The sequence below is a fragment of the Runella defluvii genome (genome assembly GCF_014195535.1).
In the GTDB taxonomy this organism is placed as follows: domain Bacteria; phylum Bacteroidota; class Bacteroidia; order Cytophagales; family Spirosomataceae; genus Runella; species Runella defluvii.
The window spans coordinates 45,495-70,378 of record NZ_JACIBY010000022.1; the positions used below are offsets into that span (position 1 = coordinate 45,495).

The following is a 24,884-nucleotide window of genomic DNA, read 5'->3' on the forward strand; positions in this document are numbered from 1 at the left end:
ACTATTGGGTCAGCCTCTCAATTCTTTCAATCAACATCTGAGCATACTCCTCCTTCATTGCATCGGGCAAAAAACTCTGCCCAATCAGCTCTAACATCACCAATTGCTTCTTAGCAAACTTATCATAAACCCGTTCGGAGGATTTAACAGGAATGCCCAGTTTCAAGGCTAATTCGCCAAAATCGGCTCGTTTGAGTCGGTTTTTCTTGCCGTTTATGGTTAAAGCCGATTCTTCCAGGTCTTCGGGCATAGCCAATTTGGTAGAAACTAAATCGTAGACGGGAGATAGAGCCACTTCTCCATTATCAAACCGTACCAATGAAAAGTTTTTTAGGTGCATATCGGCATTGCCCGTAATAAAACAAAAAACCACCAACTCAAATAGAGCCAACGCATCCAACCCTTTGTTAAATATTTACAACTTGATCGCATGATAGAATTTGGTTTAGGTCTGAAAATACTATTTTTTGACAACTTTCAGTAAGTTATGAAAACTAAACCAGAGGCTGTTTAAACTTATACAAAAATCCCCAAAGTAATGTGAATTTTGAAGTGCGAACTTTAAACACACATACTAATGGTGACTATGAGCAAAGATATGATTGAAAAGTGGATTTTACCACATCTTACAGTAGGGGAACGGGGTTTTGAACCAACAGTACCCATAATAGAGATAGAAGAATGCATATTTTATCGTTTAAAGACAGGTTGCCAGTGGCGAGAAGTGCCAACAAAAGCGTTTTTTAATGATATAATACTAAGTTGGAATAGTGTCTATTATCATTTCAATGCGTGGTCTAAGGACGATTGTTGGCGTAAAATTTGGATTAATATTTTGAGTCAAAATTCAAAATATCTGGATTTGTCGAGTGTCGAATTCGATGGCAGTCATACACCAGCTAAAAATGGTGGCGATGCTGTCGGTTATCAGGGACGCAAGTCATCTAACACAACAAATGCCCTATTTGTATCTGATAATCAAGCGGGGCCGCCCTTTAGATTTGTATGATGGTAAAATTTCAAGATTGTGTATTTTTATCAAACAGTAATAGAGTAGGTTTCCCTATAGGGCCGCAGAGGTTAACTCTATGCACGGATTCAGGCCCTACTCTATATTGCTTACCAAAGCTCAAATGGAAATTAGGGCATTATGGCCCATTAGTAAGGGTTTGAGTTGAAAGGTAAGTTATTGGTAGAATCATTAAAAAATTAATGCTCATGGACACTCAACATTTTATTGGCATTGACATTTCTAAAGCAACTTTAGATTGGGCGGTTTACAGTCTTGGAGGAACAATTATCTATCAAACGCAATCGGCCAATTCAGAAACTGCTATTAAAGCCACTGTAAAAATCATTGAATCTCTACCCGGTTTTGATCGTGAAAAGTCAGTGTTTTGTATGGAACATACGGGTATTTATAATGCCCATCTGTTGGCTTACCTTCATAAGTTACATTTTCCTGTTTGGTTAGAAAACAGCCTCCAAATTAAACGAGCCGGAGGGCTGCAACGCGGGAAAACCGATGCTGTTGATGCGGTTCGTATTGCTGAATATGCTTGTCGTTTCAGAGACAAAATTCGCTTATGGCAACCTCCACGTCAGGTTATTCAGCAGTTGGCAGCGCTGAGTGGAGTTCGCCAAAGATTATTAAGTGCTCGTCAGCAATTACAACAACCCTTGCAGGAGCAACAGGGATTTCTAACCCCTTCGTTGCAAAAACAGCTTACCAAAACCTGTCAGACATCATTGAAAGCCATCAATCTTGACATTGACAAGATTGAAAAACAGATTAAAGAGCTGATAAACAAAGACCCTGATTTAAAAGAACTTTTTGAATTAATTACCTCAGTACCCGGGGTAGGTTCAGCTACAGCCTCCGAGGTCATTGTCGCCACTAACGAATTTACTTCCATTACCGATCCCAAAAAATTAGCTTGTCATGCAGGCGTAGCTCCTTTTGAGCATCAATCAGGGAGCAGCATCAGAGGTAAAGCAAGGGTGAACCATCATGCGCGAAAACGGTTAAAAAGCCTTTTTCATTTAGGGGCCTTTCGATGAACGCACGAGAAAACTCGATGAATTAACTTATTACAAATGTTATTTCTGACCAGCATTTCGTTTTTCCCCTGGGCAGTTTTACGAACATAATACTCTTTCATTTCTTTGGAATGCTGTATAGCAGACGCCGCTCCATTGTGGAGTAATGCTTTGAGTTGCTTATTAGCCTTATTGCTGGTTTTAGCTTTCCCCTTGTATTGTCCCGAGGAGTAAATAAAGGGAGCTACTCCCGCGTGACAAGCAAATTTTTTAGGGTCATTAATGTCCTTGAATTCATTTGTAACTATCAGAATTTCAGTTGCAATGACAGGTCCAACACCTTTGACAGATTCAATCAATTCGTATAACTCATTTAGATATGGGTCGCCTTGAATAGTGGTATCAATGTCTTTTTGAACTTGTTTGATGTCTTTTTTAAGTGCATCCATCGTACTTTGGCAAGCTTTTTTTGCTTCATTATGGTCTTTTTTAGAGATAAAACCATCAGAATCAGTCAAGGGGGATTGTAACATTTTTCGAGTTTTAACAAGACGATTACGCATGGCTGTTAAGCGGTCAAGTTTTTGAATTACATCACGTTTAGGCATCCATAATCGAACCTCATCACGATTTTTGTAAGCATAATTAGCGATTCGTTGAGCATCAATCTTATCATTTTTGCCCCGAATCATCCCTAAACTATCTTTAATGTGGATAGGATGTTCTAACCAAATTTTCGCTTTTTTTGAATGTAAGTAGTTCAGTAAATGATTATTATATATGCCTGTATGTTCCATACAATAAAGGCTATTGGTAAAATCAGCATCAGGACATTGACTTTTTAAATGTTTTACAAACGACTTTATTCCTGCTTTATCATTCGTTGACTGATAGTGAAACAGCAACTTCTTAGCCACTACGACGGCAAAGTCAAGCGTCGCTTTTGAGATGTCAATACCGATGAAAAATGAAAATGTTTCCATAATTTTGAATGAGTTTATGTTTTTACTCAAACCAGTACACTGTCGCACACTCGATACCTTGCTCATGGGTCACAAACCCGAATTTCTATCTGAGTCCTGTGTTACAGTAACCCAGTGGGGTCTTAAATCGATCCATGAGTCATTAACTCAGCCGACGGCGGTAAGGCATCCCCACTGGAACTGGTTTACTCTCACTTTAAGAGAATTCTAAGTTATGATTTTCTTGGATTTTTTATATCACGCAAATCTAAAGGCCGATGCGGCTGGTCCTCAATGCGGTGCGTAATAAACTTATTCATCGGGTATGTGCAGTGGTGCATAATGGAAAAAAATATGATAAAAATTATACGCCTGTGCTTGCTTAAACCATGGAAATCCCTGCGGTATTATGCTTGCTATGTCCACGCCACAAGAAGGCCAACATCATGACTTATTCCAAATTCAGACACTCTTTGATGAAATTTGTACCATTTTGAAAGCCGCTGGTATAAACTTAAAAGATTTATTTCTAAACGCAGATCCAGGTTTTGATTCCAAAGAATTTCGGGAGGCTTGTCAAAAAGAAGAAATTATTGCTAACGTCAAAGCCAATACAAGAAACTCAGCTAATCAAGAACAAGAACCTTATGAATCAGGAACTCATATTTTTGATGATGAACTTTACAAAGATAGGTCGGTTTTGAACACGCAAATGCCTGGATTGATGGATTTAAAGCCCTTTTAGTCAGATTTGAATTCTCGGTGCGAAATTGGATGGCTTTGCATTTTATCGCATTCTCAGTCATTTTCCTACGAAAAATTGATAAAAAACAGAAAGTTTAAACAGCTTCCCAATGATAGTTTTATTCGAACAAATGTTTGATAATATATTTATTTTGAATTAATTTAACAATTTGCTTAAATAAGCAAATTGTTATCTACCTTTGGTGTTCATAACTAAACACATTAAATGGAAAATCAAGATATAAACTGTCAAAGAATATTTGCAAATCAAGTACAAATTCAAAATTGCAAGGAAAATTTGCAGCTTGCGGATGAGTCGTTTTCAAACCTTTCACAAGTTTTGAGTTTGGCAGGTAATGAAGTACGGTTAAAAATTCTCTTTCTACTTGACAAAGAATCTGAATTATGCCCTTGCGATCTTTCAGATATTTTAGAAATGAGTGTACCTGCTATTTCTCAACACCTCCGAAAATTGAAAGATGCCAATGTTATTCAGTTTCGAAAAGAGGGACAAACTATCTTTTATTCATTAAAATCTAACCATTTTTCTATCGTCAAACCCTTATTTGAACATATAAGCCAAATCGAATTATCAATATGAAAAATACGCTTTTAATTCCAAACTTAGGTATTTTATCAGCATTTGCATCTTCTCTTTGCTGTATTTTACCTGTTTTTGCTTTTTTAGCAGGAACTTCTGGCATGGCTTCAAATATTTCGTGGCTTGAACCTGCCAGACCCTATTTTATCGGTTCGACAGTTCTGATTTTAGGCTTCGCATGGTATCATAAATTAAACCAAAAGAAGGAAGTTTCATGTAATTGTGAGAAAGAAAATACAGTTTCTTTTTGGCAATCAAAGGCATTTTTAAGCATCATTACAATCGTATCGGTTATTTTGCTATCATTTCCAAGCTACTCTTATCTTTTCTTTCCCAAATCACAAAATCAAAATTCGTTTGTTGCCATAGCCGAAACACAAAAAGTAGAATTTACTGTAAAAGGTATGACTTGTACAGGTTGTGAACATCATGTAAAAGCTGAAATCCAAAAATTGAAAGGTATAATCGAAGTTTTGGTTTCTTATGAAAAGGGAAATGCTATTATCAAATTTGAGAAAAGAAAAACAAATGTTGAAGAAATTGAGAAAGCAATCAATTCGACAGGTTACAAAGTTGTTAAACATAAAATTCTTACATAATGGAAACTATAATTTTAGAATCAGAAATTACTTGCCCGAGTTGCGAATATAAAAAAACTGAAATAATGCCAACTGATTCTTGCCAATTTTTTTATGAATGTGAGAATTGTAAGCAAGTTTTAAAGCCAAAAAGTGGAGATTGTTGTGTTTTTTGCAGTTATGGAACAGTTCCATGTCCACCAATTCAACACAACAAATTTTGTTGCTAATTATAGCCTCGGGTTGAGCTTCCAATTTTGAATGGCAATGTCCAATAACCAACCTTCGGGAATCAATCCGTCAAAAAATGGGAATATAATTTTGCTTTTATAGGATGCTTCCCTCAGCGGTAAAGTTAAGCTCACTGGCAGGAAATTATTTTTCAAATAAACTGCTTCATACGTGAATACATACTCTTCTTCTTCTTCGCTAATGATACCAGCCAAGTAGTCTTGGTAATAAACCTCTCCACTCCTATTCATGGCTTACCTCCTTCCTGACGGGTCCTACTTCACACCCAAATAAATCCAAGACTTGGTTTGCTTTGTCGAGTCGCAGCGTGGCTTTGCCCTGTTCGAGTTCTCGCACAAAGCGAAGTCCCACGCCTGATTTTTCGGCCAAATCTACTTGGGTTAGTTTCAGCGATTTACGTTTTTCCTTTACAAATTCGGCGATAAGGCTTTTCATTTATACCTGTTCGGGGTTATTTTATTTACATTTATACATTTTATACCCAATCGGGTACGAATATATAAAATACTTTCGATTTATACCCGAATGGGTACAAACTATTTTCATGCCTATTCTAAACAGGGCATGATTCCTAAGTCTCCGCCTTCTTCCCAAAAAAGTGAGCCGTAGTATTCATCCATTGCCAAGGTGAACAAGGCATCTTTTTCGGCTTCGCTCCAACGTTGCCAGTTTGGGTCTTCGTCCCATTCATCACAAAGTCTGATTTGCCACAAATGCCCTGTTGGGTCGAAAATCTGATACACATCTGCCGATTGCTGTTGTACTCGAACCAATTGAAATCCCAATGCTTCGGCTCGTCGTTTGGGTGCTTGTTCAATTGGTAATGTTGTTGTTTCCATTGGAAATATTTAGCTATTTTAATATCTAAATATACAGATAGTAAATTATTTTGCCAAAAAATAGGGTTTAATAGGTGATTTTTTTATCCAAATAGATTCCTCTTAAATTAATAAGATTATCCAAAGCGCACTTTTAGACGTTTAGAATTAATCGTTTCCGTAACATCTTTGGTATCAGCACTTTGCTGTTCTTTCCAAGTAACTCGCTTCATTTGAGTAGTTGGCGTAAGCTCATAATGTTGCTCCATTTCCCTACAAAAACGACCCATTTCTAAAAAATTGAAGCGAGTTTTTGCGGTATTTTTTCCGTCTAAACTGATTCTGTTGGCAATGATGTGAAAATGATCATGGTCTTTATCAGCATGACGAAAAGCAACAAGTTGGTTGTTTTCCATGCCGAAACGCTGTGCAAACAACTGACAAATCTCGGCCATCGTTTCGGTATCAACTTTCTCACCTACTGGAAACGAAAAAGCCTGGTGCCAAACGGGTTTCTCAATACGACGATTCATACCCGCTGTTCGCTGCATCCGTTCTGCCATTTTTTCGAGATTTAGAAAAATCTCTTTTGCCCCTTGTTCCTGCCTTGAATCATTGACTGTCGAAACAGGTACGTGCTGAAAATAGACCAATTCACCCCTTACTTGTGAACGGTCCAAGCTTCGATTGGGGCGAGTGGTGTAATAACAGTATTCCAGTGTTCCCAAGAAGCTCGTTCCGATAGAGGCTACTTTTCCAATCATAAGGTTTCTTCCAGATAGTCATAAGTACGCTGAACGATATTAGATACCTGCAAAGCAGTCTGTTTTATCTCCGTTGAAATAGTTTTTTCGTGGCTTACTTTGTGACTCATTTGCAACATCGTTCCTGATAACTTTTCAAGGTTTTTGAGTAAAGCAAGTACATCCGTCGGTAACGATTGTTGCACAGGGAAGTAGGGCTTATTTTGCATACTGCATTGCCTCAAAAAGTCAGCCCTACTCAGGTTACTTGCTTTACTTTGTTTACTCAATAAGTCCCATTCAGCCTCCGTAAATCGTACAGTAAGTCGCCTATTCCTTACTTTCGTTTCGTCTTTTTTAGGGCGGCCATTTACTGGAATTTTCGATTTTTTGAGTTTGGATTTTAACCCTTCGTCTGTTTCTTCTACCCTTTTTTTGTCTGCCAAAAACATAACTTGCTTATTCTGATTTTAACCTTTAAAGTTTCCCCTTCATTCCTAAATTCTTTCCTCTTTATCGAACTAATTTCGAGTTATCTCAATTCAAAAACAATATTAAATAAACTATTTTATTTATTTTAGCAACTTTAATATAATTTACTAAATTTATGTCGGCTCAAATCATCTGTGTACACACTTCCAAAGGTGGAACAGGAAAATCTACTATCACGACCATTTTAGCGTCTTACTTAACTTACGAATTGAGTAAACGGGTCTTGGTGATTGATGCTGATGCTCCGCAGTTTTCTATTGACAGCCTGCGCCATCGAGAACAAACCATTTACCAAAATATCAGCCAAAAATGTCACGATTTTGATGAGGTCAAAAAAGCTCTTTTTGCCTCTCAGCTTTCAGCAGCCGACCAAGCCATTTATGAACGGTATCGCCACAATCAACAACGCAGTATTACTGATTTTTATCCGATTTACACTGTTGAGCAATCGGAATTAGACGAATTGGACATTGAGAAAATCAGTGACTCCTACGACTTTGTTTTCTTTGATTTGGGTGGTAGGTTTGACGAAAGTATTGTTCGTACACTCCGTTTTGCCGATTTGGTTCTCGTCCCTTTTACAACGCAAAACATTGATGTGATGGCTTCGCTTGAATATTGTCTAACCTTAGCCGACCATGTGAAGCAAGGACATCTTTCGGACTCAACCCAATTTCATTGCTTTTGGAACAAATATAAGTTCACGTTTCAGAAAAAAGCCGAACTCATTGAATTGCAATTAAAAACCAAGTTTGCTGCCAAGGGCGTTTCATTTGACTTTCTTGAAACTCGATTGAATGATGCCGACACTGGCTTTGACCGTGCCAAGATGTGGACAACCATTTCGTCTCCTATCCTATTCAAAGGCGGTCAGTATCTCAATGGTATTGCACGGTTCACCGAGGAAGTTATTAAGCTATCTAATTATCAAAATAGTTAAATATCCATGCCACAACTACCCGAAACCCTCAAAACAGGATTGTCCAAACAAAAGAAGGCAGAAAGCCAAACCCCTTCTGCCATCTCAGAAATGGACTTTGACGACGAGACCCTCAATCGGCGGGTATCTACTTACCAAACAAGTATAAAACCCAAGCCTCAGCAGGCAGTAAAGGTAAAATCCGAAAAGGTATTTCACATCGGTCTAAAATTAGATGAGCAATTCCGTTCGGAGTGGTTACAAATCAAATACTCGTTGGCATTGCGGAATGGTGTGGAGATTTCAATGCAGAAATATGTTGAGTTCCTTCATGCCAAAGCTGTTGAAAAAAGCGAATCTGATGATTTTTTAGCAGAAATGGCAGATTATTTTCAAGCTAAAACCCAATGATGTTACAAATCTCGTTGAGTTTATACTTAGTCGGTGCCATATTGATAATTGTAATCTGGGCGGCTCTGCTCTTGGGCTTTTTCAAAGTTTCAAAACGAACTAAGAAAAAAAGACCTACTCCCGAAACCTTCACATTCTTTCAGCCTAAACAAGGTGGCTCATTCAAAAATACGGATGACTTAATCATTAGTTCACGGTTAGATGACTTAGATACTAAAATAGTTTCCTATCAAAATAGCTTAATAGGTCAGAAACTAAAACCAGCGGCTCTACCTATTGAAGAACATTCCGAGTTTGCAAGTGATGATTCAGAACAGCATTTTGCGCTATTTTCTAATGAGGAGATTCAAGCCTCGGTAAGCCAAGCTCAACAAAACTTGGAAGAAATTATAGCCAAGCGTAAAGAACGAAAAGCTGAGTTATTTGAATTTGAGCAACTATTGGAGGCCATGGAAGAGGAGAATAAAATAGTTGAGTAGTTTTCTATTTAGATATTTTTCTATTTTATTATTCGGTTATTAGCGTTTACCCCCTGATTCTCCCTGCAAAGAGCCTCCTTTTCAGAGGCTCAACCAAATCGCTTGGGGCTTCGATTTGGATTATTTTTTCAATCGAAATAACTGAGCATCGAAACGATACCCGAAGGAAACAAGCGCATAACTTTTCTCAGCCAGTGATAAAGGACTAACTCGGTAACGAAAACCAATAACAATTGGTCCTTTTTCAGCTTCTACATTTCCCTCAATGCCAGCAACAAAGCGGGATTGCTTCCCTTCGACCACAAAGCCTAATACCTGGTACTCGCTGGATTTTTTCTCGTGCCCACCAAAAACGGACAAACCCCAAAAACCAGACACGCCACTTTGCAATTCAAGGATTTTTTTCCTTATCCCTACACCAGCTAATATTTGACGGGTCGTATTGTCGCCAATCAATTTGGTCGAATTGAACCATACTCGTATATCTCGATTAGGGTTTAGATTATCTTTCAATCCTAATCGAAAGCCGTACATATTGCCAGTAGGGTGAAGTCCCAAGCCCACCATGGCCTCTGCATTCGATAAAGTAAAGCGTTTAGTTGAATCGGTCTGAGCCTGAATTGTTAAAGAAAAGACCAGAGAAATAACTGTAATTTTGAGTAATAAATTTTTCATTTTGTGATTGATTAATGATGAAACAAAGTGCTAATAACTGCCCCATTTTGAGTAATTAGCTTACTATAAAGATACCTAACTATTTAGATATTTTTATATTTAACTTGATAATCAAGCATTTACCTTAGACTTCTAACTACCATTCGTTTTAAATTGGATTCTACCCCTTGATTCCCAACCAACGAAAAGCAAAGCAGTTAAGCCTTACCTTCGTGTTGGTTTACTTTCTTGACGATTTTTTAGAGCTGGATTTTGAAACGATTTGTACCTCCTCAACAGGTATGGGCTCAACTACTGGTAATGGTTCGCTTCTAACTTCTTCCTTTGGTGGTTCAATTAAGGGAAGTCCATAAATTAGGTGTTTGGGAAACCAGTCAGATAGGAAGGTAGTAACGGTATTTTGAAGGGTAACAACTCCATACACATTGTAGGCTCGTGCCACATCTCGCCCTAACTTCCGAAATCCTAAATCACCTTCTTCAAATTGAAAAGTTGCGGCAAAGTAGTTGCCTTTTTGCGTTTTTCCATCGGGTAGAGTTATCTCGTAATCCTTCTTTTCGGCTTTTAATACGAACTTTAAGTCTTCAAATTTCTTACGCTGATAGACTATTTTTTCACGGGCTTCTTTGAAGTTAATAGCGCTCGTGTTGTTAAACATAATCGTGCTGACACACAAATCAGCGTCCAAAAAGAAGAACTCAACCCACTGTGTACTTTCTTTACGGTCGAATAATCCACCACTGAAAAGCCGCCAAGCAAAAGGTTGAAAAGAAAACTCTGTCCCTAAATCTTCTTTCCCATCGAGATTGAAACGCCCTGTTTTTCCATCAAAGCGGTATATCTTGGGTCTTCCTTCAATGTAAATGATTTTGGGTTCGAGCGTCTCCTCACCTGTATCTTCATCTACTAACGTTTCAAATAAATTAGGGAACAATTCTTGAAGTGGTCTTTGCGTACCGTTTACAGTTAGAGCAGTTGAAACTGTGGTAGTTTCAGGAGAAATTGCAGTTGCTGACATGATGAAAATGATTAAAGTGAAAGAATAACTTATCTTTGATTACTTACCAAAAATACGGATTTTAAAGCACAACAAAAACAATTCATATCTGATAATCAATTAGTTATAAAACTTCTAACTACCATTTGATTAGACGATTATAGCTTTCCCCATGATTGCGCTTAGGTCAAAGACTTTCAAGCCAGACAACTGACCTGTGTAGGGGGTTCGTGCGTGTTTGGCTTGAATGTCTTTGGTGTGTTTTGCCTTCAAAATGTGTTCAAAGCGAAGCTGAACTTATTTTGAAGGCTTCCCCTTGATTGTGCTTAGGTCAAAGGTTTTCGAATCAGACAAAAGATTTGCGTAGGGGCTTCGTGCATATCTGATTTGAAGGGCTTTGGTGTGATTTTTCCCCATGATTGCGCTTGGGTCAAAGATTTTCAAGTCAGACAATTGAGTTGAGAAGGGGTTTTGTGCGTGTCTGGCTTGAATGTCTTTGGTGTGTATTTTGCCTTCAAAATGTGTTTAAAGCAAAGCTGAACTTATTTTGAAGGCTTCCCCTTGGTTTCTTGACAGCGTACAAGGTTGTGAACTCATATCCTTATACGTTTTTTTTTCGTTCTCAAAAAAGCAGCCCAGTATTTTAGTATCAAAATAGAAAAATATCTAAATCTGAGATTACAAAAACGCAATCTCAGATTCAAAAACCAAAAAGGATAAATCAGGATTGATGTCTGGTACGAACTCAAAATCGGGTGTAACCCTGTGGTTCGCAAGCAGTATTTGTTTCTGATTAGGAATCACCTTTCCTACGAGTCCTTTTCTGAGAACCATATCAATCGTATGACAAATAACAGCCCGACGGTATCGGGCTGTTTCAGCGTTTGGGCATGATGATTTAATCAACGATTTCACGACTATACCCGAATTTTTGAATCTTACTGGCTGGATGAATGGTGAATCTAAAAGTCCCGTCTTCATCATAGAGTTGAACTGGTGTTTTCGATTTTTCGGCTTTCTGGGCATATTGCTCAATCAACGCCACATCGTCCTTCAAGCGTTTGTAATCAGGCGTTGCCGAATAATCGTAGCGTGTCGAAGTAGCCTTTCGGGTAAAAGCCAATCCATAAGCAGCAGGAATTTTTTCAGGATAACGATCTAATTCATCTTGCAAAGTTTGAGCGATTTTTTCACGGGCTTGCTTGGCAATGTACTCAATTCGGTAGAGCCAAGATTCCGCAAGCACAGGATTAACCTCACCACTTTCTACCTTTTCAGCAATGGCAGTGGCAAATTCTTCCAGCTTACTTTTGCCGAAGTGAATCAATTCTAATTGGAATTCCTTTTTCAAAAGGGTAGGCACACGTTTTGTTTTTCTCATTGGATTTTAGTTTATTATCTTGATATAAAGATACTTAAATACTAAAATATCTTTCTCATTATCAGAAAGTTAGTATCAACTTCTAATCACCTATTGTTTTACATTTTTCAATTACCCCCTGATTCCCGATTTTAGTAGCTTGTAAAATCAAGCTACTTTTTGAAGTATTAGAAAATCAAGAAAACCTTAATTATTTTCATATTAAGATAGGTAAATATTAAAATATCTTATTAGTTAAGATATGCTGTTAGCAAACCATGAAACACCCTTTCATCAGCATAGAATCTGTCTTGCACGCTCATAGAGGTTGGTTGATTAAATAGAGAGTGATTCACCGCATTATAAAACAGCCAAACATTGGCGGAGCTTCCCAACAATCCTTGCTCTAATTCCATTCGCTCCAAAGCCGCCGCTACTAACTTTTTAGGAATGCCGACTTTTCGTACAATTTCGGTTGCTTCGTCCAAATCTGTTACTTGTAAATCCGTCATTAAGTTGTACACCTGAGAAGTACTGCTTTCTTTCTTAGTTTGGGAAAAGTCGCTGACCAAACCCACTAAGAACTGTTGAAACTTGTCTAAGTTAATGCCTTTGTGCGAGAAAATCCGAAGGAATTGTTCTTCTTCATTTTTCTCAAATCGTTCTTCGAGCCCTTTTACCTTGGCGTTAGCAGGCATCCCGTTTGTGAGCCAGCGCAAATACTCATCCAATGAAATAAACTCGTCGGCCCAACCCATCATTCCGTTTGAGCATATTTGGCGATAATACGAAACTCTCATGACGGCACTTTTCATACCTCGCATTTCATGCCCCTGAATGGTAAAAGGCGTTTTCCCATTGTAAGAGTTCGTAAAAGTCAATTGTTTCCGAATGGTATCATTCCCAGTTTTACCAATTACCATCGAATCAGGCAGTACAATCCCAATCGAAAACTCACCTTGTGAGCTGTACCGAATGCTAAGTTCATAATCAAGGCCTAAGCACTCGTCGGCCACGGACTTAATGAGCGAATTAGGAATCAAAGAGTAGCTTTTGCTCTGGATAGCGAAAACTTGGTTACTACCGTCTGCCTTTTGGCCTACAATCGCTTGTTGGCGGTCAGTCGCTATAATGTTATAGTTTTCGGGCAAAAGTCCTTCTAAGGCTACGGTTTCAACAGGAAAGCAGATTTTGTCCCAATTCGTAGCATGAGACAATAGATTTTTACTGGCATTTTTTGATGCTGTTTTCATTGTGATAAGTGTTAAAGTGTTTGTTACAATTCAAAAGTACGAACGAATGTTGATTGAAAAAAGCACTTAAATATCTAAAAATCACTTATTTATCCCTCTGGTTGCGGTTCAAAATTACCCCCGCATCGGCGGTTCGATTTGATTCTCTTGTAAGAATGTATATTCATTCATGTCGAGCAATAAATAATTTTGTTTATTTTATCAATTTAAAGTATCTTTATCTTTAAAGTCAATACAAAAACTAAACTTTTAGTTTTTGTGACATCCTTTTAATAAATTTTTCTTTTCCCCATTGATTCAAAAAATAAAAGAACAAAAATCAAAAATATCTTTTTTATATAGTTTTTTAAGGAAGGTTTTTAAATGCTTTTATATAATAGTTTTTTAGAAGTCCTAAAAGTGGCTGTAATTGCCTGATTTTTAATAGTTTATAAAACATAGAATGTATATCCATTCATGTATAAATGTATATTGAGTCATGTATAAATGTATATCCATTCATGTGAAAATGTATATTGAGTCATGTATAAATGTATATCCATTCATGTATAAACCCCAAACGGATAAAATGTATATTCATTCATGTGTGGATAAGTAGTTATTGATCTGATAAACAAATAGTTAAATTAAATTTATTGTTGATAACTCAGGATAAAATGTATATCCATTCATGTAAAACTGCCGTGACCAACTCCAAAAAATGAATACTGGTGTGAGGTAATATACATTTTTGGCGATAATGTATATCCGTTCATTACTGAATAATGGTTAATTGACTGATAATCAATATACTTATAAAGTAACAATGTAAATGTATTTTGAGTGTATTTACTTTTTTTCTATGTTTGCTTGAATTCTAAATCCAATCATACTCGTAATGGCAAAGAAGACCAATTCAGAATACATTGAAGACTTGCAGAATAATTCCGATGTGGTCATTCTGAATAACCCCATTGCAACGCCCACCTTTATACGTCAGTTGTCGAAAAGCAAAAAAGCGGAGATTAACGAAGTATATACTCCAAAGTTATTCTACGAAATTGCTTCACGCCTAAAACCCTCCGACTTAGAAAACCTAAGCCGCAATACAAACATTGTACTAACACTCGAAATTAAAGACTTCTTAAAAAGTATCCAAACTACCAATACATCGGGCTATTCGTATTTGATTGACTCGATTAAAATGCTTCAAACTACGCTTGTAGAATGGATAGAAGGTCGAGAGACCATCATCGTACCGATTATTTCACAGAGTGTACATAAGCACGATTCAGGGAAGATAGACCTATACATCTCGCATGACTTAGCCAAACAGATTTTGCAAGTAAAAGAAACCGAGAATTTTAGTTTCTTCAAGAAGAACGTATTTGCGCTACAAACTACTCGGTCTATCAAGCTATTTCCTTTTTTTAGTAGTTGGAAGAATTATGGTCGCCCCATTGACGTAGATTTGAAGTCATTCAAGGAAAAATTGGGCTTCAATAAAGCAGTTTATTCACGTTTTTCGTCTTTAAAGAAGCACGTCATTGACCCAGCCATTCACGAGATAAACGAGAAAACGGACTTGTTTGTAAAATATGAACTACTTGGTAATAATTTAGAATCAAAAAAACCACGAGTAACAGGCATACGGTTTTGGGTGTGGGAAAAGAAAAACGTGAAGATCCTGGAAGAGAAGAAAGCCAAGCAGGGTAGGGGAGAAGCCATCGTGGACGTGGACAAATACATTGAGCAAGTAACAGCCGACTATAAAACTCGGCTACGAAAACACGCCGATGAATTTTATGACCGCCTCTTGGGTAATGCAGCCAATAAGATTCATTATGGAGAATTAGTTGCCAAATTCCAAGGCACAGCCTTAGTCAATCAGTTCAATATGATAACTGATGTAGAATGGATGATGAAAGAATTCTTCCGTATGTTTCCCTACCATGCTGAATCATTACGCTCACTCTCTGCTATTCGCTCGCACATTGAAGTTACGGAACAAGAATCTAAACAACGAGGATTTTTGCTATACTTTGAATTAGACGAGGGATTTGGGTTGAAAGTGACAAAGGCAATATAGCATAAAATTCTATAAATCTTACCGAAAATCTTGTAACAGCCCACCCATCAGTAGGCTGTATTTTTGTGCTGTCAAATGAACAATAATCATGAAAACGGTTATCAATCAAGCAACACAGCAACATATCGTACCCATAACGGGCATGACCTGTGCCGCCTGTGCCAACAGCGTAGAAACTATCCTGAACCAACAAACAGGGGTATTGGAATCTGCCGTGAACTTTGCCAATGAGTCTGCCAAAATCACCTTCGATTCGTCGCAGACTACCATGCAGGCACTCAAAAAGTCGCTCCAAGCGGTTGGGTATGATTTGCTGGATACTGCAAATGCTTCGACTAAACAGGCTGAAATCAAGGCTAATCACTACGAAAGTCTCAAAAAGAGGATAATATGGGCGGGAGTAATGACCTTGCCTGTGGTCATAATCGGGATGTTTTTTATGGACACTCCTTATGCTAATTGGCTTATGTTGGTACTTTCGACTCCCGTTTTAGTGGTGTTTGGAAGGTCTTTTTTTGTCAATGCTTGGAAACAGACTAAACATGGGAAGGCTAACATGGATACGCTGGTAGCCCTCAGTACAGGGGTAGCGTATTTGTTCAGCCTCTTCAATACGGTTTATCCCGATTTTTGGCACAACCGTGGCCTACACCCCCACGTTTATTACGAAGCGGCGGCTGTGGTCATTGTATTTATCATGCTCGGTAAACTGTTAGAGGAAAGAGCCAAAGCCAACACCTCCTCGGCCATCAAAAAGCTCATGGGATTGCAACCCCGCACAGTGTGGATTATTGAAAATGGCGAAGAACGAGAAATCCCGATTAGTGAAGTACGGGTAGGCGACCGAATCATTGTGAAGCCAGGTGATAAGATAGCCGTGGACGGAAAAGTATTATCGGGTACTTCGTTTGTAGATGAGAGCATGATTTCAGGAGAACCGATTCCTGTCGAAAAAAGTAAAGGACATCAAGTATATGCAGGCACTGTCAATCAGCAGGGCAGCTTTCGATTTATTGCTAAAAAAGTGGGTGGTGAAACGCTGCTGGCTCAAATCATTGCAATGGTTCAAAATGCTCAGGGAAGTAAAGCTCCTATTCAAAAACTTACGGATAAAATTGCGGGGATTTTTGTACCTGTTGTGATAGGTATTGCGTTACTTACCCTGCTTGCTTGGGTCGTTTTGGGTCAGGAGAATGCCTTTACTCAGGGTTTGTTGGCAGCCGTAACAGTACTGGTCATTGCCTGCCCTTGTGCCTTGGGATTAGCGACTCCGACGGCTATTATGGTAGGCGTAGGAAAAGGAGCCGAAAACGGAATTTTGATAAAAGATGCCGAGAGTTTGGAATTAGCACATAGGATCAATGCAGTTATTTTGGACAAAACTGGCACTATCACCGAAGGAAAACCTACGGTAGTCAATCAGTCATGGTTGCTACCCGACTCACAGGAACTTAAAGTAATTGTTCTTGCCATTGAGAGCCAATCAGCCCACCCATTGGCGCAGGCGGTGGTCAAACACTTACGGGCCGAAGGCGTTCAGACAACCATCGTCCAACAGTTTGAAAATCTGACGGGTAAAGGCGTACAGGCTATGGTGGAAGGAAAATGGTATCGCATAGGAAGCCCGACCTGGATAAACGAACTGGGCTTTCCTGTGGTGAATTTGCCCGTTGAGCAGTGGCAACAAGCAGGGCAGACGGTGATTGCTTTTGCCGACGAACAGCAGATTTTGGCTATTTTCGGTATTACCGATCCCATTAAAGCTACTTCGGCGCAGGCCGTAGCAGCATTGCAAGCAGATGGAGTTGAAGTGTATATGCTCACGGGCGACAATGCTGCCACGGCGCAAAAAGTAGCTATGGCGGTCGGTATTTCGGAATTTAAGGCGCAGGTTATGCCTGCCGATAAAGCGGCCTTTGTGCAGGAACTGCAAAGTCAAGGCAAGGTAGTAGCGATGGTCGGTGATGGTATCAACGACTCTCACGCCTTGGCCCAAGCCGATGTGAGCATTGCCATGGGAAAAGGCTCAGACATTGCCATGGACGTGGCCAAAATGACGCTTATTTCGAGCGATTTGCAGAAAATACCCCAAGCCATTCGCCTTTCTAAATGGACAGTAGTCGCCATTCATCAAAACCTGTTTTGGGCGTTTATTTACAACCTTATTGGAATTCCACTGGCGGCGGGGGTGCTGTATCCTGTCAATGGCTTTTTGCTCAATCCTATGATTGCAGGGGCGGCCATGGCACTCAGTTCGGTATCGGTAGTAGCTAATAGCCTTAGACTCAAATACAAAACTTTTTAAACAATCATAACAATCAATCCAATGGAAACCTTACAATTCAAAACCAATATCAATTGCGGCGGGTGCGTGGCAAAAGTGACTCCCTTTCTGAATCAACTGGAAGAAGTAGAAAACTGGAAAGTAGATACTGCCAATCCTGATAAAATCCTGACAGTAGTGGGTGAAGACCTGACTTGCGAACTCGTAGAAACGACGGTTAAACAAGCTGGATTTGAGATTGAACTCGTCTAAAAACTACAAGAGGGCTGATTATTAGCCCTCTTGTAGTTTTTAGATATTTTGAGAATTGTCCTATTTTCGATAAGTGATTACACATCCTTTGGCGGTAGTGGTAGTCACTTTTATTTCTTCTTTTGCCAAAATGGATGCAATTGCTGTTTCGATGTACTTCTCGGTAATTTTACTTTCGTCCCTATTATCATCAATTGCACCAATATAAACGATTTTGTAACCATCTTTTTCTTTTACCAAAATGCATGTATGCGTATTGACGATTGCACCATAAGAAAACGAGGTTTTTTGATTAGCATCATGCAAATAATAGAAATTAAAGCCTTTTTCTGAGGCAACTTTTTTCATATCTTCCATCGAATCGGCGGGGTCAACGGCTACCACAACAAAACCCAACTTACTATATTTTTCCTGTAATGCCTTCACCCGATTTTGATACATTTTGGCAATAGGGCAATTGTTGGTAAGGAATGTTAGGATAATGCCTTTTGAGTTTTTAAAACTGTTCATTGAAATGGTTTCACCATTGACGTTTTTCAACTCAAAAGCAATCGCTTTACTATTCAAAAATGGGGCAGTTGGAGTGTCGCTCGTAAAAAAGCTAAAACTTAAAACAAAAATTAATAAGGTTTTCATAACCAAATGGGTTGAAATGTATTGTGATAATTTACAGCGATAACTCTGACTTGATAAAGTCTTTTACGCCTTTTGGTCCAGTCAGTTCCAAATATACATACTTTTTTTGGGCAGAAACCGAAAGTCCAAAATTAAAGAAATCGCAGCATTGTCTTTCTGTTTTTATAAAATCAGCCAACATAGCTATCGTCTCATCGCTATCTTTGAAGGCATATTTCATACCGTTTTTAAGTTCAACAGTTTCAACGATTTCTTTCTTCAAATTTTCAATAATCGTTGCTTTTCTTTCTTTAAACTCGGCTGATGTAAGTTTACAAGCCATTGCAGCATCTTCACTGCAACAAGATTCCTTTTTTTGTGCCATCGCTTGAAAGCTCAAAAGGACGATTCCAAGAATTGTTAGTTGTTTCATCTTTGATTGGTTTTAATGACGTTTAGCAAAATAAATAATCGAAATACCGACACATACAAATAATGACCCGATAAGATCAAATTTATCAGGTTTAAAATTGTCAAATTTATAAGCCCATAGGAAGGACATTATAATAAATATCCCTCCATAGGCAGCGTAAGTTCGGGCAAAGCTATTGGGTTGAAGGGTTGCGACAACGCCATACAACACCAGTATTGCACTACCTAATAGCCCGTACCAGAAAGATTTGTCTTCTTTGAGCCAAAGCCAGATTAAATAACAACCGCCAATTTCACAAAAACCTGCCAAAACAAAAACTGTTATTACCTTTATAAAGCTCATTTGCTTGAATTTGACGGCTCTCAAACACAATACACCTACGATTTTATTGTGTTCGGTTCTTTACAATCACAGTTTACATCACAAGAAGTCATACAAGATTTTGTTGCTTGTTGCTTTTTGTAAAATGAATAGAAAAACAAAAAACCTGCCAAAGCTAATGTCACTATACCGATTTTCTCCATATAAAAAGCAATGGCTGTTAATGAACTAATTCCTGCAAAGGTTCCGATAATAGGTAAGGTACAACACAATCCACATAATCCGATACTTACCCAGCCAAGTTTTTTAAAGCTGGATTGCTTCAATTTTGTTTCGCTTTTTTCCATTTTTTTGAATGTTTTAAAATTACCTTTGCAAAGGTAAACAGTGGAGTATAGTCCACGGTCAAGCAAAACTTTAAAATATTTTAAAAAAATGTTAATTGGAGAATTGTCAAATAAAACAGGCTTGTCCAGAGACACCATCCGCTTTTACGAAAAACAAGGTTTGATTGCAATTGGACGTAAAGAAAGACGGTTCAACAACTATAAAGAATATTCGGAAGAAACGCTTCAAAATCTGCTTGCCATCAAAAGGATAAAAAATTTTGGGTTTACCTTAAATGAAACAGCAGATTTTTTAGCATTGTTAGCCTCCAATACAGCTTCGTGCGATAACGTGTCGCAAAAAATGCTTGAAAAAGTGACGCTTATAGACGAAAAAATAAAGGCATTACAAGAACTACGCAATAGTATGCTGAACGGAGTTAATAATTGTTTGAGTTGCTGTATGCCCAATGATGAATCAACGAACTGCATGATGCTGACGGATGATAAGTTCGCTCTATCGCCAGCATCATAGAACATATTCTTATCTTATATTTTCTTACCCTGAATCCGATAAGCATTCAAAATAGCCAACAGAGCCACACCCACATCGGCAAACACGGCTTCCCAAAGTGTAGCAATGCCACCTGCACCGAGCAACATCACGGCGATTTTTACGCCCATGGCCAACGAAATATTCTGCCAAACGATTGATTTGGTAATTTTTCCGATTTTGATGGCCGACACGATTTTGTGTGGCTGATCATTCTGAATCACAATATCGGCAGTTTCGATGGTCGCATCTGAACCCATGCCGCCCATGGCGATTCCTGCATCAGCGAGAGCTATCACAGGAGCATCGTTCACCCCATCACCGACAAAAGCGAGTTTTCTGCCTTGGTTTTTAAGTTCCTGTACTTTTTCTACCTTTCCTTCGGGCAGCAAATCGCCGTAGGCTTGGGTAATGCCGAGTTGGTCGGCTACTTTTTTGACTACTGTTGTTTTATCACCCGACAGCATGACGGTTTCGATACCCAACACCTTCAAATCAGCGACGGTTTGGCTGGCATCTTCTTTGACTTCATCGGCAATGGTGATGTAGCCAGTGTATTGATTGCCAATGGCAACCACAACGATTGTTTCAACGATTTGCTCTAATTCAACTGGGTATGAGATACTAAATTTTTGTAATAATTTGAGATTACCCGCCAAAACTGTTTTGTTGTCAACAATCCCTTTTAACCCATGTCCCGAAATTTCTTCTACCTCTTCTACTTTTGTTTGTAGCCATTTTGTGCTTTGCTCATTAGCATATTCTACAACAGCCTTGGCAACAGGGTGAGTAGAGTTACTTTCGAGAGCAGCAGTTAATTCTATAAATTTACTTTTACCAAGGTTTGTTTTTACTTCCTGTACCTTAAAAACGCCTTTGGTAAGTGTCCCTGTTTTGTCTGAAACAACCGTATTAATTTCGGTTAGCACGTCTAAAAAGTTAGCTCCTTTTACCAAAATGCCATTGCGAGAAGCTAATCCAATACCTCCAAAGTAACCCAATGGAATTGAGACTGTTAACGCACACGGGCAGGCAATCACCAAAAACACCATACCTCGATACAGCCACTGATTGAACGAATAATCTTGAACAAATAAGTAGGGCAAAAGGCAAATGGCAATGGCCAAGAGGAAAACAACGGGTGTGTAAACTTTGGCTAAACGGCTGATAAGCAATTGAGTAGGTGCTTTTCGGGCAGTAGCCTCCTGCACCATTTCTAAGATACGGGAGAGTTTGGAATCTTTGAAAGCAGTGGTTACTTTCAGTTCAATCACTTTATCCAAGTTAATCATTCCTGCTAATACTGCTTCGCCCGTACGCTTGGTGTCAGGGCGAGACTCGCCCGTAAGAGCTGCGGTATTAAAACTGGCATTATCAGTAAGCAAGGTACTATCCAAGGCTACTTTTTCGCCAGGCTTTATCATAATCGTTTCACCGATTTGTACTGATGCAGGGCTGACTGTTTGTTGCGCTCCGTTTCGTAGTACGGTTACGGTATCAGGACGAACATCCAAGAGGGCTTTAATAGAACGCTTGGAGCGATTGACGGCCAAATCTTGAAACAATTCACCGATTTCGTAGAAAATCATGACGGCAACGCCTTCGCTGTATTCGCCGATGTAAAATGCCCCCAGCGTAGCAACGGACATGAGTGTAAACTCATTAAAAAAATCGCCCCGTCGTAGCGATCGAAAAGCCCGTTCGAGGGTGTTGTAACCCGCCAGCAGGTAGGCGAGCGTCATCAAAGCGATTTCGACGGGTTTGGAGACTTCTATCTTGGCAAGTTGCGTAAGTGCCACAAAGCCCAATAAAATGACTAAGCTCACCCACAGTCGCCAGCGGCTTTTCAGCAGGTTTTCTTCACCCGATTCTTCATCGTGGTCATGTCCGTCGTTATCGCTATGTGTTGTTGTTTGTACTTCTATCGGCTTTTCGCAGCAATCATCTGTATGATTTTGCACTTTCTTTTCCATGGAAATAATCAGTTAGAATTCGATAAAGAAATTGAGAATGGCTAAGGCAATTAGCGTCAGCCCTGTAATGAGATTTTCGTTATGTTCAAACCAGTGGGCATTGATAAGTCGTAACCCTCGACCAGCTACCCAGACCATGAGGAGCATTCCTGCGAGGGTCACCAAGTTATAGATAAGTGCCACCAAACCCAATGCTTGCCAGCCCAATGCCCCAGCACTCAGGAAATAAGCGTTGATTTCCATGCAGGGCGACAGGAACATACCGAGGCAAAGTGAGAACAAGAGCGTTTTGAATGATTTACCCTTTTGTTGTTGGGTATCAATGTGTTCGTGGGCGTGTTGGTGTCGCAGGTGTTGCATCAGATACCAAAGCCCCAACATGAGCAGTACGGCAGGAATCACACTCTCAGCGAGTTGATGATAATTTTCGGCTAACTTGTAGCCAGCCAAGCCAACGATTAGCCCTAAAATAGTGGTACTAATCGTATGGGCAAGTCCTGCCAAAGCTGTTACAGTAAGTGTGCGGCTTTCGGTCCAGCGTTCCGTTTTGCCAATGGTGACAAAGGGTAGCCAATGACTGGGAATCAGAGCGTGTAAAATGCTCAGTATCAATGAGCCGATGAGGATTTGGTTCATATTTTGCTTGTTGGGGGGTATCTGATTCTTGACTTCCAAACATTTAAAAGTTATGTCACCATTCCTACTAAAAGAAAGATAAGAAAACCGATAAAAAACATACTGGTTTGTAAGAGGGTTTCTTTTTCTTCATGAGCTTCGATGAGTAGTTCTTCTGTAACTAAAAACAGCAAGGCAGCTAATCCAAACGATAAAACCAGTTCAAGCATTTCTTGTGATAAACTTGACAATAAAGTAATTCCCAAAACGGCTCCTGCAAAGAACATTAAGCCCAGAACGAATAAAATAATTAGGTTCTTTTGTTTAGAGATATTGCTTTTGCTGCAAGCCAGCACAACAGCTAAGCCCAATGAAAAGACCTCAAATGCCAATGCTATTGATAGCAAAATACCTTCAATATTTCCTGCGGCAAAGCCTACGCCTAACAACAAACCGTCTATCACCATATCTATCCCCAAAGCAATTAACAGTCCCATTGGTAAAGCTTTTGCATTTCTATTTTCTTCGCTTTTTGATTCAAATTTTTCAGCGAAATATTTTATGAAAAGCATAGTAACAATGCCTAATCCGAAGCCAATGCCTACCTCTATGGGTTTGTGTTCTTTAATAATATCAGGCAACAACTCTACGGCAACCACCGAAAAAACCACGCCCGCAGCAAAATGTAACACCGAACTTCGAAATACTCCGCTTGGTTTTCGGAATAAGCCCACAATTCCCCCCAAAACAATAGAAATGACTGGGATTAGTGCATAAAGGATAACGTCTAAAAATTTTGTCATGAACTTTAAAAAAAGCGTTTTTTTAGTGCGATAAATGGATTGTTAGGCATTGTTTGTTTAGGTTATTCAATGTCCATGCTCATCTCCACCCTCAGCGTTTGCGATGGATGATTGTAAATAGTAAGACCCTTTTGTGACGAGTTTTGCACCCGCTGGAATCGCTTCCAAAGGCGTAACCTGAACGTATCCTAATTGCGTTGTGCCTGTTTTTACTTCAATTCGCTTGAAATGCACGCCAGTATCTTCTTCATGGACTTTTTCGCCCGTTTTGTGTTCGTGTTTTTCTTCGGCTTCATGAATAAAAATAAATTCTTTGCCTTCGGCTTTTACAATGGCATCAATCGGTAGGGTATTCACATCACTATTGCCAATATCAATCAAAGCATTGACATACATACCTGGGATTAAACCAATATTCAGATTATTAATATTGGCACGGACTGCCACCGATTTCGTTTCCTTCTGAAAGGCTTTGCCAATGCTGAAAATCTTGCCGACAATCTCTTTATTGCCTTGATTAGTAAGTACAAAACGTAAATTTTGCCCTACTTTTATTTTAAAGAGGTCTTTTTCGTAAACCAATAATTCAACGTACATTTCTGAATTATCTACAATTGAAAACAAAGAAGTATTCGCCGAAACGTTACTCCCTATTTTTACATTTACGGCGGTGATATAACCAGAAATTGGGGCGGTAATGACAATAGTAGTAGAGTTGCCATTACCACTGAGTAGCAGGTTTTGCTCTAAAATCTCGATTTGCTGCTGGGTTATTTTTATTTTATTATTCACCAAATCAAGTTCTGAACTGACTTTTTGAAACGTTTTTTTAGCCGTGACATTTTCATCACTCAATTCTTTTTGTCGGGCAAAATCTAAATCCAAAAATTCCTTGTTGACTTTGGCTTGTTGCAATTCTTCCGTCAATTTTGCTTTTTCAAGGCGAAGGTTATTAAACTCCATACTCTGAAAAGTGGCAAGTGATTGTCCTTTTTTTACATATTGCCCATCAATGACGGCAATTGTTTTGACAATTCCGCCCATAAAAGCCGATACATCCGCTTGATTTTGAGGTGGTAACTGGGTGTACCCGTTGGTTGTGATGACTTCGCTCAGGTTTTTCTTTTCAAAATTGCCGAAGACAATTTGTGCCGCTTTTACTTGGGCAGGCGTAAGTTCTACCACGTTTTTTGCGTCGTCGTGGTGTTCTTCGGCTTGGGTGGTTTCCGCTTTTTTGTCGCAAGAGGAAAGGAGCAAAAAGCAAAGGGCAAAAGCCGTGCTTACTGAAAAAATATTTTTTATATTGAATTTCATTGT

General features: G+C 39.0%; 32 protein-coding genes. 13 read left to right on the forward strand and 19 right to left on the reverse strand.

Features of this window, described 5'->3' with window-relative positions:
• Position 1: 1 nt before the first annotated feature.
• Positions 2-391: a HipA domain-containing protein gene (locus FHS57_RS28975; protein WP_229601485.1), complete on the reverse strand. Its 390-nt coding sequence runs from the start codon at positions 389-391 to the stop codon at positions 2-4.
• Positions 392-586: 195 nt separating this feature from the next.
• Here FHS57_RS28975 and FHS57_RS32025 point away from each other — a divergent pair, with 195 nt between their 5' ends.
• Positions 587-1,009, forward strand: coding sequence for a transposase (locus FHS57_RS32025; protein ID WP_374758009.1), 423 nt, complete (start codon positions 587-589; stop codon positions 1,007-1,009).
• Positions 1,010-1,218: 209 nt separating this feature from the next.
• Positions 1,219-2,061, forward strand: coding sequence for an IS110 family RNA-guided transposase (locus tag FHS57_RS28985; protein ID WP_183979862.1), 843 nt, complete (start codon positions 1,219-1,221; stop codon positions 2,059-2,061).
• On the opposite strand, the gene FHS57_RS28990 is transcribed toward FHS57_RS28985, so the two are convergent.
• On the reverse strand, positions 2,040-3,023 hold the full coding sequence (locus FHS57_RS28990) for an IS110 family RNA-guided transposase (protein ID WP_229601486.1): 984 nt from the start codon (positions 3,021-3,023) through the stop codon (positions 2,040-2,042). The two genes, FHS57_RS28985 and FHS57_RS28990, sit on opposite strands and share 22 nt — an antisense overlap.
• A 388-nt stretch (positions 3,024-3,411) precedes the next feature.
• On the opposite strand from FHS57_RS28990, the gene FHS57_RS28995 reads away from it, so the two are divergent.
• From FHS57_RS28995 to FHS57_RS31905, 4 genes are all read left to right on the forward strand, one after another.
• Positions 3,412-3,747, forward strand: a complete 336-nt coding sequence (locus FHS57_RS28995; protein ID WP_229601487.1) for a hypothetical protein — start codon at positions 3,412-3,414, stop codon at positions 3,745-3,747.
• Positions 3,748-3,972: 225 nt separating this feature from the next.
• A complete protein-coding gene (locus FHS57_RS29000; protein ID WP_183979866.1) occupies positions 3,973-4,347 on the forward strand; it encodes an ArsR/SmtB family transcription factor in 375 nt (124 codons plus the stop codon).
• The gene (merTP, locus tag FHS57_RS29005; protein ID WP_183979868.1) at positions 4,344-4,946 is read left to right on the forward strand and encodes a mercuric transport protein MerTP; all 603 of its coding nucleotides are present in this window, start codon (positions 4,344-4,346) and stop codon (positions 4,944-4,946) included. Before FHS57_RS29000 ends, merTP begins: the two co-directional genes overlap by 4 nt.
• Complete coding sequence (locus FHS57_RS31905; RefSeq protein ID WP_229601488.1) at positions 4,946-5,155, forward strand: GDCCVxC domain-containing (seleno)protein; 210 nt, start codon at positions 4,946-4,948, stop codon at positions 5,153-5,155. Before merTP ends, FHS57_RS31905 begins: the two co-directional genes overlap by 1 nt.
• Here the strand turns inward: FHS57_RS31905 and FHS57_RS29010 are convergent, their stop codons facing one another.
• From FHS57_RS29010 to FHS57_RS29030, 5 genes are all read right to left on the reverse strand, one after another.
• Positions 5,156-5,407, reverse strand: a complete 252-nt coding sequence (locus tag FHS57_RS29010) for a HipA N-terminal domain-containing protein (RefSeq protein ID WP_183979870.1) — start codon at positions 5,405-5,407, stop codon at positions 5,156-5,158. It abuts the gene before it with no gap.
• A complete protein-coding gene (locus FHS57_RS29015) occupies positions 5,400-5,612 on the reverse strand; it encodes a helix-turn-helix transcriptional regulator (protein ID WP_183979872.1) in 213 nt (70 codons plus the stop codon). Before FHS57_RS29015 ends, FHS57_RS29010 begins: the two co-directional genes overlap by 8 nt.
• 113 nt (positions 5,613-5,725) lie before the next feature.
• Positions 5,726-6,016: a hypothetical protein gene (locus FHS57_RS29020; RefSeq protein WP_183979874.1), complete on the reverse strand. Its 291-nt coding sequence runs from the start codon at positions 6,014-6,016 to the stop codon at positions 5,726-5,728.
• Positions 6,017-6,132: 116 nt separating this feature from the next.
• A complete protein-coding gene (locus tag FHS57_RS29025) occupies positions 6,133-6,759 on the reverse strand; it encodes a relaxase/mobilization nuclease domain-containing protein (RefSeq protein WP_183979876.1) in 627 nt (208 codons plus the stop codon).
• Entirely contained in the window at positions 6,756-7,190 is a 435-nt protein-coding gene (locus FHS57_RS29030; protein WP_183979877.1) for a plasmid mobilization protein, read from the reverse strand. Before FHS57_RS29030 ends, FHS57_RS29025 begins: the two co-directional genes overlap by 4 nt.
• A 155-nt stretch (positions 7,191-7,345) precedes the next feature.
• Between FHS57_RS29030 and FHS57_RS29035 the strand changes: the two genes are divergently transcribed.
• Genes FHS57_RS29035 through FHS57_RS29045 form a run of 3 tightly spaced genes read left to right on the forward strand, consistent with a single transcriptional unit; the run spans position 7,346 to position 9,039 of the window.
• Positions 7,346-8,170, forward strand: coding sequence for a ParA family protein (locus FHS57_RS29035; protein WP_183979880.1), 825 nt, complete (start codon positions 7,346-7,348; stop codon positions 8,168-8,170).
• Positions 8,171-8,176: 6 nt separating this feature from the next.
• Positions 8,177-8,560: a hypothetical protein gene (locus tag FHS57_RS29040; protein WP_183979882.1), complete on the forward strand. Its 384-nt coding sequence runs from the start codon at positions 8,177-8,179 to the stop codon at positions 8,558-8,560.
• Positions 8,557-9,039: a hypothetical protein gene (locus tag FHS57_RS29045; protein WP_183979883.1), complete on the forward strand. Its 483-nt coding sequence runs from the start codon at positions 8,557-8,559 to the stop codon at positions 9,037-9,039. Before FHS57_RS29040 ends, FHS57_RS29045 begins: the two co-directional genes overlap by 4 nt.
• A gap of 120 nt (positions 9,040-9,159) precedes the next feature.
• On the opposite strand, the gene FHS57_RS29050 is transcribed toward FHS57_RS29045, so the two are convergent.
• The 4 genes from FHS57_RS29050 to FHS57_RS29065 all read right to left on the reverse strand — a co-directional run bounded on the left by FHS57_RS29050 (position 9,160) and on the right by FHS57_RS29065 (position 13,324).
• On the reverse strand, positions 9,160-9,714 hold the full coding sequence (locus FHS57_RS29050; protein WP_183979885.1) for a hypothetical protein: 555 nt from the start codon (positions 9,712-9,714) through the stop codon (positions 9,160-9,162).
• A 220-nt stretch (positions 9,715-9,934) separates the two neighbouring features.
• Positions 9,935-10,732: a hypothetical protein gene (locus FHS57_RS29055; RefSeq protein ID WP_183979887.1), complete on the reverse strand. Its 798-nt coding sequence runs from the start codon at positions 10,730-10,732 to the stop codon at positions 9,935-9,937.
• An 877-nt stretch (positions 10,733-11,609) separates the two neighbouring features.
• On the reverse strand, positions 11,610-12,092 hold the full coding sequence (locus tag FHS57_RS29060; protein ID WP_183979889.1) for a hypothetical protein: 483 nt from the start codon (positions 12,090-12,092) through the stop codon (positions 11,610-11,612).
• Positions 12,093-12,322: 230 nt separating this feature from the next.
• Positions 12,323-13,324, reverse strand: a complete 1,002-nt coding sequence (locus FHS57_RS29065) for a hypothetical protein (protein ID WP_183979890.1) — start codon at positions 13,322-13,324, stop codon at positions 12,323-12,325.
• 877 nt (positions 13,325-14,201) lie between these two features.
• On the opposite strand from FHS57_RS29065, the gene FHS57_RS29070 reads away from it, so the two are divergent.
• From FHS57_RS29070 to FHS57_RS29080, 3 genes are all read left to right on the forward strand, one after another.
• Positions 14,202-15,392 (forward strand): replication initiation protein, encoded by a 1,191-nt coding sequence (locus FHS57_RS29070; protein ID WP_183979893.1) that lies wholly within the window; start codon positions 14,202-14,204, stop codon positions 15,390-15,392.
• An 88-nt stretch (positions 15,393-15,480) separates the two neighbouring features.
• Positions 15,481-17,697 (forward strand): heavy metal translocating P-type ATPase, encoded by a 2,217-nt coding sequence (locus tag FHS57_RS29075; RefSeq protein ID WP_183979895.1) that lies wholly within the window; start codon positions 15,481-15,483, stop codon positions 17,695-17,697.
• Positions 17,698-17,718: 21 nt separating this feature from the next.
• Positions 17,719-17,928 carry a heavy-metal-associated domain-containing protein gene (locus FHS57_RS29080; protein WP_183979898.1) on the forward strand — a complete coding sequence of 70 codons (210 nt, stop codon included), beginning with the start codon at positions 17,719-17,721 and terminating at the stop codon, positions 17,926-17,928.
• A gap of 60 nt (positions 17,929-17,988) precedes the next feature.
• Here FHS57_RS29080 and FHS57_RS29085 read toward each other — a convergent pair whose 3' ends face one another.
• The 4 genes from FHS57_RS29085 to FHS57_RS29100 are packed head-to-tail and all read right to left on the reverse strand — an operon-like array spanning position 17,989 to position 19,644.
• A complete protein-coding gene (locus FHS57_RS29085) occupies positions 17,989-18,564 on the reverse strand; it encodes a redoxin domain-containing protein (RefSeq protein ID WP_183979900.1) in 576 nt (191 codons plus the stop codon).
• 31 nt (positions 18,565-18,595) lie between these two features.
• Positions 18,596-18,976, reverse strand: coding sequence for a hypothetical protein (locus FHS57_RS29090; protein WP_183979902.1), 381 nt, complete (start codon positions 18,974-18,976; stop codon positions 18,596-18,598).
• A gap of 12 nt (positions 18,977-18,988) precedes the next feature.
• Positions 18,989-19,318 carry a YnfA family protein gene (locus FHS57_RS29095; protein WP_183979904.1) on the reverse strand — a complete coding sequence of 110 codons (330 nt, stop codon included), beginning with the start codon at positions 19,316-19,318 and terminating at the stop codon, positions 18,989-18,991.
• A 35-nt stretch (positions 19,319-19,353) separates the two neighbouring features.
• The gene (locus tag FHS57_RS29100; protein ID WP_183979907.1) at positions 19,354-19,644 is read right to left on the reverse strand and encodes a hypothetical protein; all 291 of its coding nucleotides are present in this window, start codon (positions 19,642-19,644) and stop codon (positions 19,354-19,356) included.
• A gap of 88 nt (positions 19,645-19,732) precedes the next feature.
• On the opposite strand from FHS57_RS29100, the gene FHS57_RS29105 reads away from it, so the two are divergent.
• The gene (locus FHS57_RS29105; RefSeq protein ID WP_183979909.1) at positions 19,733-20,158 is read left to right on the forward strand and encodes a MerR family transcriptional regulator; all 426 of its coding nucleotides are present in this window, start codon (positions 19,733-19,735) and stop codon (positions 20,156-20,158) included.
• A 14-nt stretch (positions 20,159-20,172) separates the two neighbouring features.
• Here FHS57_RS29105 and FHS57_RS29110 read toward each other — a convergent pair whose 3' ends face one another.
• From FHS57_RS29110 to FHS57_RS29125, 4 genes are all read right to left on the reverse strand, one after another.
• The gene (locus FHS57_RS29110) at positions 20,173-22,149 is read right to left on the reverse strand and encodes a heavy metal translocating P-type ATPase (protein WP_183979911.1); all 1,977 of its coding nucleotides are present in this window, start codon (positions 22,147-22,149) and stop codon (positions 20,173-20,175) included.
• Positions 22,150-22,161: 12 nt separating this feature from the next.
• Positions 22,162-22,785: a cytochrome c biogenesis protein CcdA gene (locus tag FHS57_RS29115; RefSeq protein ID WP_183979913.1), complete on the reverse strand. Its 624-nt coding sequence runs from the start codon at positions 22,783-22,785 to the stop codon at positions 22,162-22,164.
• 50 nt (positions 22,786-22,835) lie between these two features.
• The gene (locus tag FHS57_RS29120) at positions 22,836-23,567 is read right to left on the reverse strand and encodes a ZIP family metal transporter (protein WP_183979915.1); all 732 of its coding nucleotides are present in this window, start codon (positions 23,565-23,567) and stop codon (positions 22,836-22,838) included.
• A gap of 66 nt (positions 23,568-23,633) precedes the next feature.
• Positions 23,634-24,881, reverse strand: coding sequence for an efflux RND transporter periplasmic adaptor subunit (locus FHS57_RS29125; protein WP_183979917.1), 1,248 nt, complete (start codon positions 24,879-24,881; stop codon positions 23,634-23,636).
• Positions 24,882-24,884 lie beyond the last annotated feature (3 nt).

Coding starts and splice junctions, on each gene's coding strand:
- FHS57_RS32025 (WP_374758009.1), top strand. CDS start 587: ATGAGCAAAGATATGATTGAAAAGTGGATTTTACCACATCTTACAGTA.
- FHS57_RS28985 (WP_183979862.1), top strand. CDS start 1,219: ATGGACACTCAACATTTTATTGGCATTGACATTTCTAAAGCAACTTTA.
- FHS57_RS28990 (WP_229601486.1), bottom strand. CDS start 3,023: ATGGAAACATTTTCATTTTTCATCGGTATTGACATCTCAAAAGCGACG.
- FHS57_RS28995 (WP_229601487.1), top strand. CDS start 3,412: ATGCTTGCTATGTCCACGCCACAAGAAGGCCAACATCATGACTTATTC.
- FHS57_RS29000 (WP_183979866.1), top strand. CDS start 3,973: ATGGAAAATCAAGATATAAACTGTCAAAGAATATTTGCAAATCAAGTA.
- merTP (WP_183979868.1), top strand. CDS start 4,344: ATGAAAAATACGCTTTTAATTCCAAACTTAGGTATTTTATCAGCATTT.
- FHS57_RS31905 (WP_229601488.1), top strand. CDS start 4,946: ATGGAAACTATAATTTTAGAATCAGAAATTACTTGCCCGAGTTGCGAA.
- FHS57_RS29010 (WP_183979870.1), bottom strand. CDS start 5,407: ATGAATAGGAGTGGAGAGGTTTATTACCAAGACTACTTGGCTGGTATC.
- FHS57_RS29015 (WP_183979872.1), bottom strand. CDS start 5,612: ATGAAAAGCCTTATCGCCGAATTTGTAAAGGAAAAACGTAAATCGCTG.
- FHS57_RS29020 (WP_183979874.1), bottom strand. CDS start 6,016: ATGGAAACAACAACATTACCAATTGAACAAGCACCCAAACGACGAGCC.
- FHS57_RS29025 (WP_183979876.1), bottom strand. CDS start 6,759: ATGATTGGAAAAGTAGCCTCTATCGGAACGAGCTTCTTGGGAACACTG.
- FHS57_RS29030 (WP_183979877.1), bottom strand. CDS start 7,190: ATGTTTTTGGCAGACAAAAAAAGGGTAGAAGAAACAGACGAAGGGTTA.
- FHS57_RS29035 (WP_183979880.1), top strand. CDS start 7,346: ATGTCGGCTCAAATCATCTGTGTACACACTTCCAAAGGTGGAACAGGA.
- FHS57_RS29040 (WP_183979882.1), top strand. CDS start 8,177: ATGCCACAACTACCCGAAACCCTCAAAACAGGATTGTCCAAACAAAAG.
- FHS57_RS29045 (WP_183979883.1), top strand. CDS start 8,557: ATGATGTTACAAATCTCGTTGAGTTTATACTTAGTCGGTGCCATATTG.
- FHS57_RS29050 (WP_183979885.1), bottom strand. CDS start 9,714: ATGAAAAATTTATTACTCAAAATTACAGTTATTTCTCTGGTCTTTTCT.
- FHS57_RS29055 (WP_183979887.1), bottom strand. CDS start 10,732: ATGTCAGCAACTGCAATTTCTCCTGAAACTACCACAGTTTCAACTGCT.
- FHS57_RS29060 (WP_183979889.1), bottom strand. CDS start 12,092: ATGAGAAAAACAAAACGTGTGCCTACCCTTTTGAAAAAGGAATTCCAA.
- FHS57_RS29065 (WP_183979890.1), bottom strand. CDS start 13,324: ATGAAAACAGCATCAAAAAATGCCAGTAAAAATCTATTGTCTCATGCT.
- FHS57_RS29070 (WP_183979893.1), top strand. CDS start 14,202: ATGGCAAAGAAGACCAATTCAGAATACATTGAAGACTTGCAGAATAAT.
- FHS57_RS29075 (WP_183979895.1), top strand. CDS start 15,481: ATGAAAACGGTTATCAATCAAGCAACACAGCAACATATCGTACCCATA.
- FHS57_RS29080 (WP_183979898.1), top strand. CDS start 17,719: ATGGAAACCTTACAATTCAAAACCAATATCAATTGCGGCGGGTGCGTG.
- FHS57_RS29085 (WP_183979900.1), bottom strand. CDS start 18,564: ATGAAAACCTTATTAATTTTTGTTTTAAGTTTTAGCTTTTTTACGAGC.
- FHS57_RS29090 (WP_183979902.1), bottom strand. CDS start 18,976: ATGAAACAACTAACAATTCTTGGAATCGTCCTTTTGAGCTTTCAAGCG.
- FHS57_RS29095 (WP_183979904.1), bottom strand. CDS start 19,318: ATGAGCTTTATAAAGGTAATAACAGTTTTTGTTTTGGCAGGTTTTTGT.
- FHS57_RS29100 (WP_183979907.1), bottom strand. CDS start 19,644: ATGGAAAAAAGCGAAACAAAATTGAAGCAATCCAGCTTTAAAAAACTT.
- FHS57_RS29105 (WP_183979909.1), top strand. CDS start 19,733: ATGTTAATTGGAGAATTGTCAAATAAAACAGGCTTGTCCAGAGACACC.
- FHS57_RS29110 (WP_183979911.1), bottom strand. CDS start 22,149: ATGGAAAAGAAAGTGCAAAATCATACAGATGATTGCTGCGAAAAGCCG.
- FHS57_RS29115 (WP_183979913.1), bottom strand. CDS start 22,785: ATGAACCAAATCCTCATCGGCTCATTGATACTGAGCATTTTACACGCT.
- FHS57_RS29120 (WP_183979915.1), bottom strand. CDS start 23,567: ATGACAAAATTTTTAGACGTTATCCTTTATGCACTAATCCCAGTCATT.
- FHS57_RS29125 (WP_183979917.1), bottom strand. CDS start 24,881: ATGAAATTCAATATAAAAAATATTTTTTCAGTAAGCACGGCTTTTGCC.